Source organism: Streptomyces olivaceoviridis, assembly GCF_014650115.1.
Taxonomy (GTDB): domain Bacteria; phylum Actinomycetota; class Actinomycetes; order Streptomycetales; family Streptomycetaceae; genus Streptomyces; species Streptomyces olivaceoviridis.
This window is the reverse complement of record NZ_BMUI01000042.1, coordinates 32,952-49,444: the sequence shown is the minus strand read 5'-3', so window position 1 is coordinate 49,444 and position 16,493 is coordinate 32,952. Positions and strand designations below refer to the sequence as shown.

Here is a 16,493-nt window from a genome sequence, read left to right as displayed (position 1 = left end):
GCCGCAGCCCTGTGCTGCTGCAAGCGACTCGTCCGCCTCACCACATAGGACACGGTCTTAATCAGGGGCGGATCGACGTGGCCCGGTTGCGCCGCGCACTGGCCTCGGTGCCGCTGCCGCGGGCCGCGGACGGCCGGATCGTGCTGGCCGCGGACGTCTCGCCGTGGCTGCGGCCGGACGCGAACACCTGCCCTGACCGGGCTTTTTGCCACACGTTCGGCCGCGGCGGGGCAAAGCACCAGATGGTTCCGGGCTGGCCCTACTCGGTCGTGGCCGCGCTGGAAGCTGGCCGGACCTCATGGACGGCGGTACTGGACGCGGTCCGCCTGAACCCCGGCGCCGATGTCGCCGCAGTGACCACGGTCCAGCTCCGAGAGGTCGTTGAACGGCTCGTCGCCGCCGGGCAGTGGGAGCAGGGCGACCCCAACGTCCTGGTCGTACTGGATGCCGGATATGACGCGCCCCGCATCGCCCACCTGATGGGCGACCTGCCCGTCGAGGTCCTGGGCCGACTGCGGTCGGACCGCGTGATGCGCCGGCCGACGCCCACGTTCAGGGAGTATGCCCAGTCCTATCCCCAAGGTGGGCGACCGCCCAAGCACGGCGGTGAATTCGTCTTCGGCGACTCGGCAACCTGGGGCACCGAGCAGGCCGTGACGGTCACGGACACCCGCCGCTACGGGAAGGCGACCGCCCAGGCGTGGGACCGGCTCCACCCGAGGCTGACCCGGCGGGCGGCCTGGCTCGATCACGAAGGGCCACTGCCCATCGTCGAGGGCACCGTCATTCGCCTGGCCGTGGAAAAGCTGCCCAGCGGCGGAGTGGACAAGCCGCTCTGGCGGTGGTGGTCGGGCACCACCGCCACCGCGACGGACCTCGACCGCTGCTGGCAGTCCTTCCTGCGACGCTTCGACATCGAGCACATGTTCCGCCAGTTCAAGCAGACGCTCGGATGGACCAAGCCCCGGCTCCGCAGCCCGGAGGCGGCAGACCGGTGGACGTGGCTGGTCATCGCCGCCTACACCCAGCTCCGGCTCGCCCGCCCGCTGGCCGCCGACCTACGGCGTCCCTGGGAGAAGCCGGCCGAACCGAACAGACTCACCCCCGCCCGCGTCCGGCGGGGGTTCAGGAACCTGCGAGCGAAAACCGGCTCTCCAGCAGGTGCACCGAAACCGTTCCGCCCCGGGCCTGGCCGACCGCCCGGCTCGAAGAACCGCCGCACAGCCACCCGTCACGACGTGGGCAGAGTCCTCGTGACCGGCGAGGCATACAGCCGCCCGGCCCACCACAAGAAGGGCACCAAGCCCAGGCGTGGCGGTGAATAATCGGCGAGGCGAGCACTGCGGGAGGAGCCAGATGCCGGAGTACGTCAACTTTCAGAGGCCGCATAGACGTATCACCGCCGCTGAACGCCTCGGAGTCGGCGTATCTCACCAGATTCGCCGGCACACGCCGGATGGCTCGGCTTTCCGGTCCCTACACCACCCTCTCCACGGGCCGGTTGGTGCTGCCTGACGGGGACATCATCGACATCAACCAGCCTCCGCAGGGCCAGCCCGGCCTGCGTTGCCAGTGGGTGCCCACCGAATCGGGGACGGGCATTGAGTGGAGCCGGCGCACCAAGTTTCCGTTCGCGGCCGAGTGGATGGCCTACCTGATCAGGCAGTTCTTGAAGCCCGACGCGGAGCTCGCCCCTGAGCTCCAGAGCCCCCTGCAGGGCAGGTACTACGCACCCGAATTCCCCGACTTCACCTTCGACCACACTTTGAGCGGACACATCGAGGCCCTTGGCGAGACTGGTGCTCCCTGGCGGATTGTGGTCGAAGACAACCGCGTCAGCGTCACGGAGCAGGGACTCACACGCCCGGTAGGTTAAATGCCAAGCTCAAAGGGCGTTTTGTCCCGGCAGGGTTGTTTGGTTCGAGGTTCAGGTGTCGCGCCAGTTCGGGGTGGAATCTCGGGTAAGGCGTCGGCTTATGAGGTCGATCATGGCGACGTGGATCATGGCTTCGGAGCGGTGGGGGTGGGTTTCGTAGTCGCGGGCGAGGCGGCGGTGGTGCATGAGCCAGCCGAAGGTCCGCTCGACCACCCAGCGTCGCGGAATCACCTTGAAGCCTTTGATACCGGGGTCGCGTTGGACGACTTCCACGTCGATGCCGAGGCGGGCGCCGTGCTCGATGGCTTTGATGCGGTAGCCGGTGTCGGCCCATGCCTTGGTCACACGCGGGTGGGCGACGGCGATGTGGGACATCAGGTGCATGCCGCCGACGTTGTCGGGAACGCTCGCCGCGGTGACCCAGACAGCCAGGAGCAGGCCGAGGGTGTCCACCCCGATATGGCGCTTGCGGCCTGCGATTTTCTTGCCGGCGTCGATGCCCTGGCCGGCCGCCGGCACATTGCTGGAGGTCTTCACGCTCTGCGCGTCCAGCACGCAGGCACTCGGCTCGCCGTCACGGCCTTCGGCCTGGCGGACCAGGTGCCGCAGGAGACCGTTGAGCTGGTCGAAGACACCTTCCTTCTGCCAGGTGGCGAAGTAGCCGTAGACGGTTTCCCAGGGGGCGAAGTCGTGCGGCAGATACCGCCAGGGGATACCGGTGCGGTCGACGTAGAGGATGGCGTCCATGATGCGACGCAGGTCATGCTCAGGCGGGCGGCCGATGGCGAGGCCCTTGCCCCTGCGCTCAGCCCGCCAGGCGGTGAGCGTGGGTCCGATCAGCTCCCAGCGTGCCTCGGAGAGGTCGCTGGGATACGGGCGGTGTCGCGTCATGTTTCGGTAGTACCGTCGAGCAGGCCGCCTCCCCAGGGCGCAAACGAGGCCAACCGGGGGCGCGTTGGGATCAGACAGGAACTAGCAGAACGAACCGGGCCGTCGAATGACGACACGAATCCTTCGCCCCGCATCAGACACATCTGCCCCAGCGGCCCCATGTCGGAACATCCCGCAACTCAACGCCAAACAACCTTGCCGGGACAAAACGCTCCTTCAGTGCCTGTTTCCGAACCCTGAAAGCGATGGCGGGGGGGTCGGGGCAGCGCATGAGCGGGGCGGCGGCGGTGACGGCCCGGGTGAGCGGTTCGCGCGCGGCGGCCGCGGTCTGCTTGCCGGCGGCCGCGGACCCGGCGGCGTCGTACTCCACGCCGTCGACTGCACCGACGACGTCAGGCGCCCCTTCGGCGCTGCTGCCGGATCGGCTCACCGATCTGATGCAGATGTGTGAGGGCCTCGCGGTACGACTGGATCAGGCCGGTCTCGTGGTAGGGCACGCCGATCTCCGCGCAGTAGGCTCGGACGACGGTCTGCGCACGGCGCAGATGGGGCGTGGGCATGCTCGGGAACAGGTGGTGCTCGATCTGGTAGTTGAGCCCGCCGAGCAGAACGTCGGTCAGCCGTCCGCCGCGCACGTTGCGTGAGGTGAGCACCTGGCGGCGCAGGAAATCGGGCCGTTCGTCGCCGCGGAACGTGGGCATGCCCTTGTGGTTCGGCGCGAAGGTGCACCCGAGGTAGACGCCGAAGAGACACTGGTGCACGGCGAGGAACGCCACCGCCTTGCCCGGGGAGAGCACCAGGAACAGGGCGGACTGATAGGCCGCGAGGTGAAGCAGGAGCAGCGCCGCCTCCAGCGTCCGGTGCTTCATGCCCGGTGAGCGCAGCGCCCGCAGGCTCGCCGCATGCAGGTTGAAGCCCTCCAGCGTCAGCAGCGGGAAGAACAGCCCCGCCTGGTGACCGCCGATGAGACGGGCCAGGCCCCGGGCGTCGCGGGCCTGTTCCGTGGACCACACCAGGATGTCCGGGGCGACGTCCGGGTCGAGTTCCTCGTGGTTGGGGTTGGCGTGGTGACGGGTGTGCTTGTTCATCCACCAGCCGTAGCTCATGCCGATCCCGAGATTGCCGAAGAGCCGGCCCCACAATTCGCTCGGCCGGCGTCGCCGGAATACCTGACGGTGCGCGAGATCGTGGGCAACGAGAGCGATCTGGCCGAACATCAGCGCCAGGAAGGCGGCCGTCGCCATCTGCCACCAGGTGTCCCCGAGCGCGGCAAAGGCTCCCCATCCGCCCGCCGTCAGCGCGATCACCAGACCGAGCCGCGTCGTGTAGTAGCCCGGACGGCGTCTCATCAGCCCCGCCTCGGTGATACGACGGGACAGCCGCGCGAAGTCACTGCCGGCTCCGGCACCGGAGGGACGGGGGCGGGCGCCGGGCACGGTGGCCGCTACGGCCTGCGGGGAAATCGTCATGCCACCGAGTCTCCGCGCCTGCGACCAGCCGAAACAGCCTGCCAGTCACCCTCTCGCACAGGGGGTTTACCCCAGGAGGGCGTGGGTGCTGCCCCGAGGCCCACCGGCCCTGGGGGCAATGCCCGGGGCCGGTGACGGGGACTGGCTCCTGGTCGTCGAGGCACTGCTGAAGGACACCGTCGACCTCGGGCACGCCGGCTACCTGGCCTACCACGCCGCGTGCCGGCGCGCGCACGCCGGCCGCGAGCCGCTCCCCGAGCTGACCGAGGTCCTGCAGCGACAGTGGGCCGCCCGCCTGCCCGACCACGACGTCATCGGCCTGCTGCGGGAGCTGGTGCTCACTGTCCATGCCGGCGCCAGCGGCCCGTTCCGCTGGGCCCGCCCGGCCCGCAACGCCCTGGCGGGCCTGCTGCACCGCGACATCACCGCGCCTGTCAGGCAGTCCTGGCACGCCTCCGCCTCCGTCGACCTGGACGAGGTCCGCGTCCTGGACGAGAGGGTCTTCCTTGGCCCGGTCCTTCGAGATGGGCCCGCTCTTGGCCCGCGCGGTCCTCGACCTCGCCGCGGCGGACACCGCGGCCGGCCTGCCGCTCGACGAGCGGACGCGGGCCTGGCCGCGGATCGCCGCCGCGGACGAGTACCTGCACGACCGGGTGCTCGCCGCTCACCTCGCCGCCCACCCGCCCGCCGCCGGCCCCCACGCCGCGGAGGTGGGGGAGTGGTGGGACCGGGCGGTGGAGGCCACGGTACGGCTGCTGGCCGGCCGCCCGACGCCGGAAGGCGCCCGGCTGGCCGCTCTGGTGCTGGAGACCTGCCCGCCCGGCCGGGCTGCCGGCCTGCACCAGCGGGCCCGCGCGGCTCTCGGTCCGGCCCCCGCCGTCGAAGAGATCGACCGGGTCCTGCCCGGCGCCGCCTGGGCGAGCAGTGCGGCCGGGTCGGTGAGGCCGTGGAGCCGCTGGTGTCCTGGCTGCGGGTGTGGGCCTGGTCGCCGGCCCTGCCCGCGCCGCTGCTGGCCGGCTTCGCCCCGCTGCTGGCCGCGCTGCGCCGGGCCCGGCCGGACGGCCCGCCCGACCCGCGCAGTGCCGCCCGCCCGCGGTCGCGTCATCACACCACGATCGAACTGGAGGACCTGCTGGAGCGGGTCGCCGCGGCCGGCGCGCTCGCCGCCGCGGCGGCCCTGGCCGGCGCTCCGGACGCGGGTGCATCCGGCTACGCGACCGTGCTGCAGCGTGTGGTGGCGGCCGACCCGGCGGCCTGGACCGCCGATGTCCCCGCCGTGCTCGCCGCGCTCGTCCTGCCGGGGCTCGGCGCGTTCTACCTCGCCGCCGCCGCAGCCGCCGCGCGCCGTCCCGAGGTCTTCCCCGCCGGCCCGGCCGAGGCCGTGCTCGCCGCCCTCGCGCTCAGCCGCGCTCTGCCCGCACCTTCCGACCCCCACTCCCGGACGCGGGCGAGTACGCAGGCCGGGCGTGGTCCGGCCTGCTGACCTTCGTGTGGCGCACCGGTGACGGCCTGGGCGATCTCGGCGGTGACCTGCCGGCCGTCCTGGACCAGTTGCACGCCCTCACCGAGCCGCTCACCCACCCCGCCGCCGCCCGGCCGCCGACTGCGGCGGCGGTCGCTCCGGCAACGCCCGCCAGCGGCCCGGCCGGCCCGCCCTCCGACCGGGCGGCCGGGGAGGAACAGGGGCTGCCCGCGGGCCTGCTGGACGCCCACCCGGCGGTGCGCGCGCTGGACTGCCTCCTGGACTACGCCGCCAGCCGGGCCCTGCGGGACGGCCAGATGCCCGGCGACGTCCTGAACCTGGTCGCCGGCGTCCTGGCCGCCCGCGGTGGCGACGAGGCGGTCGCCGCCGTGATCGGAGCGCGCTTGCCCCTCCTGCACCGCCGCGCCACCGCCTTCACCGCCGCCCACCACGACGAGGTGTACGGACTCGTCCCCGGCCGGCCCTCGCCGGCCGCCGCGTGGCTGCACGACCGCCGCGGCCCCGGCCTCGATCCGCTGCTGCTCGCCGCCCTGGACCGCGGCCAGCTCCTGGCAGCCCTGCGCGAGGAACCGTCCGGCCGCGCGGCGTTCAGCGTGATCCACGCCCTGCTGACCGGGCATGACGAGCTGCTCGGCGATCCCGTGGCCACCTGGCGTGAGCTGGCCGCCGGCCCGGGCGGCGCCGAGACCGCCTCCGCCTTCCTGGGGCACCTCGCCCTCTTCACCGCGATGCGGCCGGTCGACCGGACCGCGGTGGACACTGAACAGGTGTGGTGGACCGCTGCCCTCGACGCCGGCCTGCCGCCCGGCGCGCTCGCGGACGCCGGCTACTTCGCCGCGGCGCTGCCGGACGAAGTGTGGCTGCCCCTGGCCCGGCGCAGCGCCGCCCACTCCCCGGCCCAGAAAGACGCCGGCCGGGTCGCCGAACACGCCGCCGCGCCCCCGCGTGAGCCCGATGCCCTGCTCCTGGCCGTGTATGTGCTCACCCGCCCGCCCCCGAAGGCGCGTACGACGGCGACGTCCGCCGCCACGCCAGCGCCCTGCTGCAAAGAGCCGAAGCCCTGCCCGAGCCCGACCGCCCGGCCGAGGCCGCGCAGCTGCGCCAGGCACTGATCGAAGCCGGCGAGGTAGACCTCGCCGCGGACGACGACGGGCTCGCCGCCGTCAACCACGTGTCTCAGCCGGGTTGCTGAATGGCAGCCGTACCAACACCCGCCCCGGCACGTCGGCATGGGTGCAGGATGGTTGGCATGGGACGCGCTTCGAGGCGCCGGGCAGAGCGGCCGCAACGCGCCACAGCCGGCGCGGCCGGACAACACCGAAGCGCCGCAGGTGCAGGGCCGCTACCTGATCCGTCCGGCCACCCCCGGCGACGACCCCCAGGTGGTACACGACCGGATGCGCTCCTGCTGGCGGATGCCGGAAAGTTCGGCGCAGCGACGTTGCTGCTCGCCCCGGACCGGGAGACGGCAGAGGTCGTCGGCCTGGCCCACGCGATCCCGCCGGTACAGTGGTTGATGGAAGCCGGTCTCGACCGCTGTGCCTCATGCCGGCGAGGGCACTGGTCGAGCTGGAGGCGGTGTCCGTCGTTGACAGTGCCCGCGGGGAGTGGCGTGACGCGAAGTGCTGGGCGGAGCAGATCACCGTCCTGGAGGCGGAACCCTGCCAGTACGCGCCCGTTGCTCACGAGGTCCTCGATACCACCCTCGGCCCCGGAAGCGTGACCGTCCACCTCGACCTGCCCGGCGACGTCACCGCCGTACCAGAGGAAGCGGTCAGGGGCGCCGTCGACGACCTCGCCGTTGACACGCTCGACGGCCTGGCCATCCCACAGCCAAGCCCTGACCTGGCCCACCAACTGCAAGACCTCGTCTCCCACTGAGGGCCCAGGCGGTGCTGATGACCGACGTCGAAGCCGCCGGCTGGGCCGCCGCCACGGCGGCAGAGAAGATCTGACCGGCCGGACACACTGCGGGCCCCGGGGGATCAGCCATGACGTCCCCGGGGCCCGGCTCTATGGAGTCGTCTGGTCCAATGACCACACAACCCGATCCGTCACGGTACCGACCGACGTCCCTGCGCTAAGAGGTTGCACATATAGGCAGGGAGGGGCGCTCTGGCAGGAAGGCAGGCAACAAGTCCCGGCGATCACGGAGTTGTGGCACTCCGTGACTGCCAGGGAGACCTGTACCTGTCCTGCCATCGCGGCTGACCGAACCGTTCTGGGAGCTGTTCGCAGCCCTGCCGTTCGAAGGTCCGGCCGGCCTGTGATCCGGATCACCCTGTGCTGTTCGGTGATTCGTCGCTTCAGTTCAACGTAGGGAAGGCACGCGGCCGCTGTTTGTCGGCTCCCTCTCCTGTCGATGAACGTTTCATCGATGTCATGGCGTTATGCCTGGCGGGCGGCGGTGATCTGGATGGGGGTGGTGCCGAGCCACCAGGTGGGGTTGGCGGTGCCGTCGGTGGTGCGGCCGTCGCTGTGGACGTAGTGGCGCACGTCGCGGCCGGGCTCGGCGAACTCGCCGTTCAGGGCGCGTTCGACCCACTCGGCGCCGAAGCGGAAGACCTCGGCGGCGGTGCCGCCCAACGGGTGGAACTCGTTCTCGTAGACGCGCATCTCCTTGGGTGCGTGCACGCGCTCGTAGTTGGCCAGGGCCTGCTCCAGCACGGTGAGCTCGTCGAACTCGCCGATGCCGTAGAGGACCGGGCAGGTGATCTCCTGGACCAGGTCGCCCAGCGGCATGTGGGCGACCAGCTCGGTGTCGAAGGCGTCCTCGTCGGTGTAGCCGGCCATGAACATGTAGTTGTTCTTGAAGGTGGGCTGGGCGCGCTCGAAGATGGTGGTGAAGTCGCCGGTGACGGCCTCGAAGGCGGCCAGCGCGGCTAGGCGCGGGTCGGTGGCGGCGGCGCGCGAGCCCCAGTAGCCGCTCATGGAGATGCCGAACATGGCGATCCGGGCCGCGTCGACCTCCGGGAGCGAGGCCAGGTGGTCGATGTAGCGGCTGATGGCGCGCTCGTAGTTGGTGAGGTCGACGGTCAGCCCGTTGGCCCGGCTCTCGCCCTGGCCCGGGCCCTCGATGGACAGGGCCACGATGCCGCGCGAGGTGTAGTACCGCTCGGCCGCGTAGATGTAGTCCTCCTTGATCATGTCCATCCCGGGGCCGAGGATCACCGCGGGGGCGTTGCGGACCTCGCCGGCGGGCAGGTGGAGGAGGGCGAAGATCTGCTTGCCCTCGAAGTCGAGGACGGCGCGGCGCACCCGGTTGTCGCGCAGTGCGCCCAGGCGCTCGACGCAGTGGTTGGCGTGCTCGCGGAAGGCGAGCTTGCGCGGGTCGGTGGCGTCGAAGATCGAGTACTGCGCGCGGCCCCACATCACCGAGGCGCGCACGTAGAGGTCGGCGGCGGTCTGGGCGAAGCCGCCGCGCTCGTGGTGGGCGGCGCGCTCCTCGGCCTGCCCGGCGATGGTGGCCCAGGCCTTGGGCAGCATCACACCGCTCTGGACCAGGTCGAAGACCTTGTCGAAGTCGGTGTGGTCGTGGCCCAGCTGCTCCAGGGTGCCCTTGGCCTGGGGGTGCAGGGCGTCGAAGCCGCCCTGGGCGAGGGCGATGTCCAGGGCCCAGCTCTGGCCGGTCGAACGAGCAGTCATGACAGGTGTCCTCAGGTGAAGGGGAGTGGTAGACGTCCCGCCCGGGCAACGCCTAAGTACTTATTTATTAAGTACTTAGGTTAGGCTGGTTGTCAACCCGCCCACCGATCAGCGACACGGAGACCCACTGATGTCCGACACCACCCGTGATGCGGCCCTCGACCAACTCGCCCGCGCCGCCTACAGCCTCAGCGCCGCCGACTCCCGCCTGCGTGGACGCGCCACCCGCACCCCCGGCGCACTCTCCCTCACCCACGCCCGCGCCCTGCGAGTGCTGGCCGAGGCGGGCCCGCTGCCGATCGGCCGGCTCGCCGCCGCCACCGAAACCACCGGCGCCGCCACCACCCAACTGGTCAACGGCCTCGCCGCCGCCGGCTACGTCACCCGCGAACGCCCCGCCGACGACAAGCGATCGGTACTGGTCGCTCTCACCGACGCAGGCCGAAGCCGCCACCACGAACGCCAGGCCGCCCTGACCCAGGCACTCGACGCCGCACTCGCGCACTACGACACCACTGCCCTGGGTACCGCGACCGGCGTCCTACGGCAGCTCGCCGCCATCTACGACCAGCTCTGAAGCCCGCCCGGAGCCAGCCGTCGATCCGGACCAGGCACCGGCCGACAAGCCCGCTCCTGCCAGATGGGTCGCAGGCCGCGCACGCGTAGGCGTGCGGTCATGGCCGGCGGTTGGGGCGGTCGTCGGCGCGATGAAGACGGCGACCTGGAAGACGACTGGATGGAGTCGCCGATTCTGCTGCTGGAAGACGGCACCGGCGTTTCTGGCTGGACAACGACATCAGCCCCCAGCGCGTCTCCTCCTACGCCCCGGACCCGCTCACGAAGGGCTCGTTCCTGGACACGTCGAACAGCGACCTTCCCTCACAGCTCAAACGCCGCCTGGGCGAGGCCATTGTCAGCTACGAGCGTGCCGGGAGGTGACGGCAGGGCGGGATGCCAACGTCGGTGTCCCGCCCTCCGTGGTGCGGTTCACGCGGTAGCGGGCTCCGGCACTTCGAGGCACTCAGCGACCCGGCGCGCCATCGCGGCCACCTCCGGCGGGAACCGGTCCAGCGATCCGAGGTCATCACACAGCTTGGCCCGCAGCCCGTGCAGACACGCCTCGGTGAACAGCCGCTGCTCATCGGGCTCGGCCATCAGCCCGTCTCCTGACCGACTGGTGCAACCTGCGATGTACGTACTGCATGCCCGAGGACGGCCTGCAGTGGCTGGCGAAGCCCGACCTGCTCACGGACGACGAGATCGTCCGCCTGATCGACATCGCGGTCACCTCCCTCAGTATCGAGGAGATCCGCTTCACCGGCGGCGAGCCCCTGCTGCGCCCTGGCCTGGTGGGCATCGTCGGCCCGGTCACAGTCCTGGAACGTGCCCCCGTCCCCCATGACCTACGGCATCGGCCTCAAGGGCATGCGGCCGTCCTCAAGACGGCGGGCCTGGACCGGGCCAACGGCTCCCTGAACACGCCGAGCCCGGACGTCTTCAAGACCCTCACCAGCCGCGACCGCCGCCAGGACCTCCTGGCGGCCTGAAGCCGTCCGCGACGCGGACCTGTCCCCGGTCAAGGTCAACTAGTGCTGGATTCCTCTTTCGCTGGGTATATGTCCGGGTGGCGGGGTGGTTCGGGTGCTCGGGGGCGGGTGCTGGACGGTGGTGTTACGGGCACGGCCAAGCCGTGATGAGAACGAGCAGCGGGTTGTGCGTCGACTGTCGCAAGCGCGTAAGGCGCCGCGTGACCTGGTGCTGCGGGCGCGGATGGTCGAGCTGAGCTGGTCTGGACAGCGAGTTCCGACCATCGCAGACGAGTTGAGGTGCAGCCCCAAGACGGTGCGGCGTTGGCTGCACCGCTTCAACCGCTTGGGCCTGGATGGGCTGGAAGACCTGGGCGGACAGGGCCGCAAGCGGCGAATCACGGAGACGGAACGCTCCAGGATCATTGGCCTGGTCAGGCAGCCGCCTCCGGGCCGGTTGACTGTGCAGGCCGATGGAGAGCTGGCCGCGGCGGACGAGTGTGGGCCGCCGGAGTGGACCCTTGACACCCTGACCGTCGAGGCCCGCCGGCTGGGTATCGATATCGGCCGCAGCCAGGTCCGCCGGATCCTGCTGGCCGAGGGGGTGCGCTGGCGCCGCGCCCGGTCCTGGATCCGCTCGAAGGACCCGGACTTCGAGGGAAGAGGACGAGGATCATCGAGTTCTACACCTGCCCGCCTGAAGGCGCGACGGTCATCTGCGCCGACGAGCTCGGACCGGTGATCCCCAGAACGTTCCCTCCGGCGCCGGGCTGGTCGCCGGACGGCCACCGAATCAAGGCCGAGGTCGACTACGGTCGGGGGCCGGAGAAGACCTGGGTCTACGGCGCCTTACGCGTGCGGGACGGACAGGAAGTCACGATGGCCGCATCCTCCCGCAACAGCGTCTTCTACCAGCAGTTTCTTCAGAAGATCGAGGCAGCCAATCCGGTCGGGGACATCTACGTCGTCACCGACAACCTGTCCTCGCACAACAGCTTGTCCACCCGCACCTGGCTGGAGGATCACCCCAGAATCCGGCACGTGTTCATCCCTGTCGGCGCCTGCTGGCTCAACCTCCAGGAGGGCTGGTGGCGCATCTTCCGCAAGGCCGCCCTCGCCGGCCAGTCCTTCGCGGGACCAGCCGAGATCGAACACGCCACCCGCCAGGCGACATCTCAGCTCAACGCCCGAGCGCGCCCCTGGATATGGGGCAGACCCGCCCCACCCACCAGGCGCTTACGCCGCCGATATGTGTACATCCTTTGAGGAACCCAGCACTAACTGATCGTTTCAGAATGAGGTTCGTAGGCGGCGGAGGCATATGAGGCTGCAAGCCAGTTCGAGCAGGCCCTGGTGGATGTCGGCGCGTCTTTCGTAGCGGATGCGGAGTCGCTTGAACTGGTGGAGCCAGGCGAAGGTGCGCTCGACTACCCAGCGGACCTTGCCCAGTCCGGAGCCGTGGGCGACACCGCGTCGGGCGATCACGGGCTTGATGCCGCGTTTCCACAGCAGGCGGCGGTACTTGTCGAAGTCGTAGCCCCGGTCGGCGTACAGCCGTCGGGGCCTGCGACGGGGGCGCCCCCGCACACCTCGTATCGGCGGGACCGCGTCCAGCAGTGGCAGGAGCTGGGTGACATCGTGCCGGTTGCCGCCGGTGAGTGTGGCGGCGAGCGGTGTCCCGTGACGGTCGACAATCAGGTGGTGCTTGGAGCCGGGGCGGGCCCGGTCGACGGGCGAGGCGCCGACGTGATCCCCCCTTTCAAGGCCCGGACGTGCGAGCCGTCCACAGCGCTGTCGTCCAGGTCCAAGAGCTCGGCGCGGCGCAACTCGCCGAGCAGGGCGGCGTGCAGGCGGGGCCATACACCGGCCTCGGTCCAGTCCCGCAGCCGGCGCCAGGCCGTCACCCCGGAGCAGCCCACCGTCTCCGCAGGGACATCGCGCCAGGCGACACCGGTGCGCAGCACGTACATGACGCCGGCCAGCGCCGTCCGGTCGGGAACACGCAGCCGGGAGCAGGTGGCAGGAGCGGGGCCACCCGCTCCCACAGATCGTCAGGAACAAGATCAGCACGCACTCCGGACAGCCTGCCGACCAAGATCAGCAAGCACAAGACCCACAGCTCAACTCATTCTGAAATGATCAGTAAGTCGGGTACGTGCTTCAGCGACAGCTACAGTTGTTCTACAACGATGCAAACAATTTCAGTGACCTGATTCACAGATGGGGCCAATGTTCATGTCCACGACCCGCACAGCACCTCCCGGACTTGCCCGTCGCATGGCCTTGGTGGCTGCGCCCTTCGCCGGGGGGGCGTTAGCCACCGTGATCGCGTTCTTGCTGATCCGGGACTCGTTCCCCGACAAGGTGGCCACGCACTTCACACTTGACGGCACCGCCGACGGCTACAGCTCCCCCGCCGCAGCACTTGGCCAGTACATGCTGCTGTTCGCGATCGAGGCGGTCGGCACCATCGCCGCAGGCTTCTCCACCAGGTCCGCGCTCAAGAGCACCAGGTCGCTGTGCGTCTTCTCTTGTGGCCTGGCCGCCGCGACCGCCTACCTCCTCATCGCGGCTATGTGGACCACCAATGACTCCGACGGACACACAGCCCAACTGCCTCTCTTCCAGTTGCCCGTGGCCGTCGTCGTCGGCGCCGTCGTAGGCGGTGCCGCCTGGCTCATCTCCAGGAGGCGCGCATGAACCAGGACGCGACTCCACACCAGGTGACGGTCTGGCACCGGTCTCTGGCCAACGGCTGGATGCTCGCCACAGGCATCGTCTCGGCAGCCGGCCTGCTGGTCATCGCCGCGGTCGACCATCCACACCGGACCGTCGCCCTGTGGCTCCTGATCGTTTCCGCAGCTTTCCTCATCACCGGTGCCATCCGTGTCACCGTCTCCCCCCGCGGGGTCACCGCCGGATCGGCTCTCGTCCCGTTCCTGCGACGCAGTTTCCCTCTTGACCGCATACAGAGCGCTTCCGCCCGCTGGACCCGACCCACCGAGATCGGAGGGTGGGGCTACCGCTGGAACCCCGGCCTCAGCTCCATCTCGCTCCGCGAAGGCGACGCCCTGTGGCTCACGCTCACCAGCGGCAACCAGTTCGTCATCACCATCGACGACGCCAACACCGCTGTCCAGCTCACCAACCAACTCCTCGCGCATCGACGCAAAGGTCGCTGACATGCTGGTGACCATCGACCGCTCCTCACCCCAGAGCCTCGCGGAGCAGATCGCGGCCTCCGTCCGCCGCAACATGACCGACGGCAAGCTCGCCAGGGGAGACCGTCTTCCTCCCGCCCGCACGCTGGCCCGCAGCCTGGACATCAACATGCACACCGTCCTGCGCGGCTACCAGATCCTCAAGGACGAGCGACTCATCGAACTCCGCCCCGGGCGCGGCGCAGTGGTCACCGCCGATGCCCCCAGCCATGCCCTGGTCATCGAGGCATGCCGACACTTCATCCACCTCGCCCAGCGAACGGGTATAGCAGACCCCGACATCCTCCAACTCGTCACAGACCACCTCAGACCAACCGTCTGACGACATGTGCAGGGAGCGCCCGGTGGAGCGGGAGAGGTGGGGGCGGATTCGACGCTGCGGCGGGCCAGCGGCCACCAGCGATCTGCACAGGTGGTTACGTGTCCCTCCGCGCGGTTGTCCTCTTGTTCTTCGTGCCGCCCGCCCTGTCCTGGTGGCGGGGTGCGGTACGGGCCAGCATCGAGTGGGTCCGTGCCCGTGGGCGGGCGCTGGCCGCGTGGCTGCGGAGGCGGGCGCGCCTCTGGCTGCTCGGCGGGCAGCCGGAAAGTCCTGACGAGGACGGCCACGAAGGCCAGCCGGAAAGTTCTGACGAGGACGGCCACGAAGGCCGTGCCAGGGGCTGAGCCCGTCGCGTCCGGGGTGCGGCCGTCGCGCTGGGCGGCCGCGCCCACCATCGCTGTGCCACCTCGATGCAGGCTGAGCACGGGCTGGCGGTGCCGAGCCGAGTGATGGGGACAGTCCAGCTCGTGGTGAGCGAGCTGATCACCAACGCCCACAAATACGCGCCAGGCCCCTATCTGCTCGACCTGGAGATCCGCGACGGAGCCGTCCAGGTGAGCGTGTGGGACAGCAGCACGACGCTGCCCTCGGTACAGTCCACCGACCCGGACCGGGTCGGACAGCACGGCCTGGAAATCGTGATGACGGCATCCCACACCTTCTGTGTCGAGCAAGAACCGGTGGGCAAACGGATCACCGCGACCGTCCTGCTCGCCGACGACCCGGGCGACGTCGCCGGCCGCCAGCTCACGTGACATCAAGCCCCGCGCTCGCCGCTCCCTAATCACCAGCTCCGGTGCGCGCAGCCGTGAGGACGGGCGAGCCGTGCGCAGCGGGTACCCCAGCCGCGCGGCGACGTCCTCCGCGCTCGCGGCCCGCTCCCGCTCCAGCAGCGCCGCGACCGCCGCCGCGCGCAGCTCCTCCAGGGCGCGGTGCGCACGGTCGGGATGGATACCGAGGCGGCGGCTCACCTCCTCGGCCGTGACGGCGGGCTGGACAGCGAGCAGGGCGGCGGTGCGCGGCGAGATCTCCTCACGGGGCACCCCGTCACGGGCGTCGAGCGGACGGCCCCCACCGTGGCCGCGTCCGGGCCTGCCTTCCAGCCAGGCCACCACCGCCGCGGGCCGCCAGTGCTCCACCTCCGCGGCCTCAGCGTCCGGCTGCTGCCCGCGCACCTGAACCCCATGCGCGGCCAGCGCCGGATCGTGCCGGTAGCTCTCCCACGGCCTGGACGTCACGCCCACCAACGCCGTCGCCTCGCGCGGGTCCAGCAGATCCCCCGGCGCATCCGCGCCGGGCAGCGGCGGCACCGGCAGTCCGGCCCGCCACGGCCAACCCCCGTGCCTGAGCGGGTGTCGGCGTGGGGCGGGAGATCGCCCGCGCGAGGCGTGGCTGTGCCCCGGACCTCGGGGGGTCGGTCCAGGGCACAGCGGGCCCGTCTGCCCGCGACGGGGTGAAGAACTCGACGAGTTCGCGCACGAGGGTCGTCTCGAAGCAGCAGTTGGCGAGTATCTCGAAGACGTCGTGGTAGCGGGGGGCCAGCTTCGCGCGGATCTCGCTCACCGCGCGCCGGGAGTCCGGGAGCGCGTAGTCGATGTCGCTCAGGTGCGGGTAGTGCTGCCGCAGCTGGAGGATCATGTCCTGGGCGATGTACACGTGGTAGTACTCGTCGATCATGACCAAGGAGATCGTCTCGGCCTGCTCCAAGCTCCTGCACGGGGATCTCGTCCTTGGCGGACCGTCCGAGGCCCCGCACCTCCTCGGCGAGCAGCAGGGGCTGCTTGTCCTCGGGGAAGAAGAAGCCGCTCTGCGTGAAGTCGATGGTCTTGCGGGGGCGGGTGCGGACGGACGAGCGGGCCTCCCAGCGGTCCGCGTACTGCGCGGTCAGGCTGGACAGCGTCCGCTCGGACGGGGCGTTCTCCTGGTGCAGGGTGGACATGGCGTGCCTCTTCCCGGGCACGCCGGCGCGACGCACGGCCGGCGTGCCCTGTGACGACGGGTCGAAAGGCGCGGGCGGCGGACAGTGCCGCCCGCACTCACGGGGTTGAAAGGGAAGCCGAAGG

General features: G+C 70.5%; 19 protein-coding genes and 1 pseudogene. 13 read left to right on the top strand and 7 right to left on the bottom strand.

Annotated features, from left to right (window positions below):
• Together IE273_RS39635 and IE273_RS39630 are read left to right on the top strand one after the other, a co-directional pair.
• Nucleotides 1-1,325 (top strand): NF041680 family putative transposase (locus tag IE273_RS39635; RefSeq protein WP_189819966.1); only part of this gene is annotated, 1,325 nt, incomplete at its 5' end.
• Between the two features lie 131 nt (nucleotides 1,326-1,456).
• Nucleotides 1,457-1,876, top strand: coding sequence for a hypothetical protein (locus tag IE273_RS39630; protein ID WP_229888034.1), 420 nt, complete (start codon nucleotides 1,457-1,459; stop codon nucleotides 1,874-1,876).
• A gap of 51 nt (nucleotides 1,877-1,927) precedes the next feature.
• Here IE273_RS39630 and IE273_RS39625 read toward each other — a convergent pair whose 3' ends face one another.
• The 3 genes from IE273_RS39625 to IE273_RS39615 all read right to left on the bottom strand — a co-directional run bounded on the left by IE273_RS39625 (nucleotide 1,928) and on the right by IE273_RS39615 (nucleotide 4,236).
• Nucleotides 1,928-2,767 (bottom strand): IS5 family transposase, encoded by an 840-nt coding sequence (locus IE273_RS39625; RefSeq protein WP_189819965.1) that lies wholly within the window; start codon nucleotides 2,765-2,767, stop codon nucleotides 1,928-1,930.
• Between the two features lie 133 nt (nucleotides 2,768-2,900).
• On the bottom strand, nucleotides 2,901-3,137 hold the full coding sequence (locus tag IE273_RS39620) for a hypothetical protein (protein WP_189819964.1): 237 nt from the start codon (nucleotides 3,135-3,137) through the stop codon (nucleotides 2,901-2,903).
• A gap of 22 nt (nucleotides 3,138-3,159) precedes the next feature.
• The gene (locus tag IE273_RS39615; protein WP_189819963.1) at nucleotides 3,160-4,236 is read right to left on the bottom strand and encodes a fatty acid desaturase family protein; all 1,077 of its coding nucleotides are present in this window, start codon (nucleotides 4,234-4,236) and stop codon (nucleotides 3,160-3,162) included.
• Nucleotides 4,237-5,182: 946 nt separating this feature from the next.
• Here IE273_RS39615 and IE273_RS44305 point away from each other — a divergent pair.
• The 3 genes from IE273_RS44305 to IE273_RS39605 all read left to right on the top strand — a co-directional run bounded on the left by IE273_RS44305 (nucleotide 5,183) and on the right by IE273_RS39605 (nucleotide 7,600).
• Nucleotides 5,183-5,719 carry a hypothetical protein gene (locus IE273_RS44305; protein WP_229888033.1) on the top strand — a complete coding sequence of 179 codons (537 nt, stop codon included), beginning with the start codon at nucleotides 5,183-5,185 and terminating at the stop codon, nucleotides 5,717-5,719.
• Nucleotides 5,720-5,724: 5 nt separating this feature from the next.
• Nucleotides 5,725-6,831, top strand: coding sequence for a hypothetical protein (locus tag IE273_RS44300; RefSeq protein WP_229888032.1), 1,107 nt, complete (start codon nucleotides 5,725-5,727; stop codon nucleotides 6,829-6,831).
• 433 nt (nucleotides 6,832-7,264) lie between these two features.
• Nucleotides 7,265-7,600, top strand: a complete 336-nt coding sequence (locus IE273_RS39605; protein WP_189819973.1) for a hypothetical protein — start codon at nucleotides 7,265-7,267, stop codon at nucleotides 7,598-7,600.
• Between the two features lie 507 nt (nucleotides 7,601-8,107).
• On the opposite strand, the gene IE273_RS39600 is transcribed toward IE273_RS39605, so the two are convergent.
• Nucleotides 8,108-9,364, bottom strand: coding sequence for an alpha/beta hydrolase (locus tag IE273_RS39600; RefSeq protein ID WP_189819962.1), 1,257 nt, complete (start codon nucleotides 9,362-9,364; stop codon nucleotides 8,108-8,110).
• 130 nt (nucleotides 9,365-9,494) lie between these two features.
• On the opposite strand from IE273_RS39600, the gene IE273_RS39595 reads away from it, so the two are divergent.
• A complete protein-coding gene (locus IE273_RS39595; protein WP_014670093.1) occupies nucleotides 9,495-9,941 on the top strand; it encodes a MarR family winged helix-turn-helix transcriptional regulator in 447 nt (148 codons plus the stop codon).
• 410 nt (nucleotides 9,942-10,351) lie between these two features.
• Here IE273_RS39595 and IE273_RS39590 read toward each other — a convergent pair whose 3' ends face one another.
• A complete protein-coding gene (locus IE273_RS39590; protein ID WP_189819961.1) occupies nucleotides 10,352-10,519 on the bottom strand; it encodes a hypothetical protein in 168 nt (55 codons plus the stop codon).
• Nucleotides 10,520-10,530: 11 nt separating this feature from the next.
• Between IE273_RS39590 and IE273_RS39585 the strand changes: the two genes are divergently transcribed.
• The 3 genes from IE273_RS39585 (at nucleotide 10,531) to IE273_RS39575 (ending at nucleotide 12,156) form a co-directional block, all read left to right on the top strand.
• Nucleotides 10,531-10,911, top strand: coding sequence for a radical SAM protein (locus IE273_RS39585; protein ID WP_373309479.1), 381 nt, complete (start codon nucleotides 10,531-10,533; stop codon nucleotides 10,909-10,911).
• Between the two features lie 85 nt (nucleotides 10,912-10,996).
• On the top strand, nucleotides 10,997-11,632 hold the full coding sequence (locus IE273_RS39580) for a helix-turn-helix domain-containing protein (RefSeq protein ID WP_308437083.1): 636 nt from the start codon (nucleotides 10,997-10,999) through the stop codon (nucleotides 11,630-11,632).
• Complete coding sequence (locus IE273_RS39575) at nucleotides 11,629-12,156, top strand: transposase (RefSeq protein ID WP_229888030.1); 528 nt, start codon at nucleotides 11,629-11,631, stop codon at nucleotides 12,154-12,156. Before IE273_RS39580 ends, IE273_RS39575 begins: the two co-directional genes overlap by 4 nt.
• Before the next feature lie 24 nt (nucleotides 12,157-12,180).
• Here IE273_RS39575 and IE273_RS39570 read toward each other — a convergent pair.
• Nucleotides 12,181-12,964, bottom strand: a pseudogene (locus IE273_RS39570) (IS5 family transposase).
• A gap of 248 nt (nucleotides 12,965-13,212) precedes the next feature.
• Between IE273_RS39570 and IE273_RS39565 the strand changes: the two are divergent.
• The 4 genes from IE273_RS39565 (at nucleotide 13,213) to IE273_RS39550 (ending at nucleotide 15,185) form a co-directional block, all read left to right on the top strand.
• The gene (locus IE273_RS39565) at nucleotides 13,213-13,590 is read left to right on the top strand and encodes a DUF1648 domain-containing protein (protein WP_189819960.1); all 378 of its coding nucleotides are present in this window, start codon (nucleotides 13,213-13,215) and stop codon (nucleotides 13,588-13,590) included.
• Nucleotides 13,587-14,072, top strand: coding sequence for a hypothetical protein (locus tag IE273_RS39560; RefSeq protein ID WP_189819959.1), 486 nt, complete (start codon nucleotides 13,587-13,589; stop codon nucleotides 14,070-14,072). Before IE273_RS39565 ends, IE273_RS39560 begins: the two co-directional genes overlap by 4 nt.
• A 1-nt stretch (nucleotide 14,073) precedes the next feature.
• Nucleotides 14,074-14,433 carry a GntR family transcriptional regulator gene (locus tag IE273_RS39555; RefSeq protein WP_189819958.1) on the top strand — a complete coding sequence of 120 codons (360 nt, stop codon included), beginning with the start codon at nucleotides 14,074-14,076 and terminating at the stop codon, nucleotides 14,431-14,433.
• Nucleotides 14,434-14,840: 407 nt separating this feature from the next.
• Nucleotides 14,841-15,185: an ATP-binding protein gene (locus IE273_RS39550; protein ID WP_373309478.1), complete on the top strand. Its 345-nt coding sequence runs from the start codon at nucleotides 14,841-14,843 to the stop codon at nucleotides 15,183-15,185.
• Between the two features lie 394 nt (nucleotides 15,186-15,579).
• Here IE273_RS39550 and IE273_RS39545 read toward each other — a convergent pair whose 3' ends face one another.
• Nucleotides 15,580-16,137, bottom strand: a complete 558-nt coding sequence (locus tag IE273_RS39545) for a hypothetical protein (protein ID WP_189819956.1) — start codon at nucleotides 16,135-16,137, stop codon at nucleotides 15,580-15,582.
• Between the last annotated feature and the right edge of the window lie 356 nt (nucleotides 16,138-16,493).